The sequence below is a fragment of the Actinocorallia lasiicapitis genome (assembly GCF_054778695.1).
Genome location: NZ_BAAGZI010000856.1, coordinates 1 through 725, shown reverse-complemented (window position 1 = coordinate 725; position 725 = coordinate 1). Strand labels below are relative to the sequence as shown.

General features: G+C 69.8%; 2 protein-coding genes. One reads left to right on the top strand and one right to left on the bottom strand.

What is annotated here, in order from left to right; translation table 11 throughout:
- Positions 1-267 (bottom strand): hypothetical protein (locus tag ACYVE7_RS35125; RefSeq protein ID WP_460371000.1); only part of this gene is annotated, 267 nt, incomplete at its 3' end.
- Between the two features lie 118 nt (positions 268-385).
- Between ACYVE7_RS35125 and ACYVE7_RS35120 the strand changes: the two genes are divergently transcribed.
- Positions 386-725: hypothetical protein (locus tag ACYVE7_RS35120; protein WP_460370998.1), on the top strand; the 340-nt coding region annotated here is incomplete at its 3' end.

Here is a 725-nt window from a genome sequence, read left to right as displayed (position 1 = left end):
GGCGGCGCGCATCGCGGCGGGCAGCGCCAGCTCCTTGGCGGCGGCGGTGGGCTGGCGGAGGACGGCCAGGGGGAAGCGCTTGCGGCAGGAGCCGCACTCGACGATCTCACCGAGCCGGCCGAGGGGGACCAGCGGGAGGAAGAAGACGGCCAGGTACCGCCGTGCCGCCCGCCGCCGGTACCGGCGGTCGCCGCCGCAGGACTGGCAGTGGAAGGCGCCTTCGCCCACGGTCCGGAAGACGACCGACAGGCCGAGGATCAGCAACATCGGACTCTCCCTTCCGAAGGGTTGCAAACTCAACGTACAGAACAAGGGGTCGGTGCGCGGGTTGAATCAAGGAGAAGACCCTAGCGGGCACCAAAGGCGATCTTCTACCCTTCACCCCATGAGTCAGCCGTATGCGCACGGTTTCAGCCAGTCAGAGTATCCGGGTGTTTCGCCTGCTCAATCCAGGAATGTCAACCCCGTCCTGGCCGGTCTCGGCGTCCTCGCCGCCCTGGGAATGATCATGGCTCCGCTGCTGCCGTGGGTCGGGGTCCACCAGGACGCGTTCCTGCTGTTCCCCGCGCGGAGCCAGACCTGGACGGCGCTCGACGAGCTGCCCGAGATCAACAATGTGCCGGGGTGGCTCGCGCTCGGCTCGGGGATCACCGCGCTGGCGCTGGTCGCCGCGGGGCTGCTGCTCGACCGGCGCGCCCTGGTCGTCTGGTCGGCGGGGGCCGCGG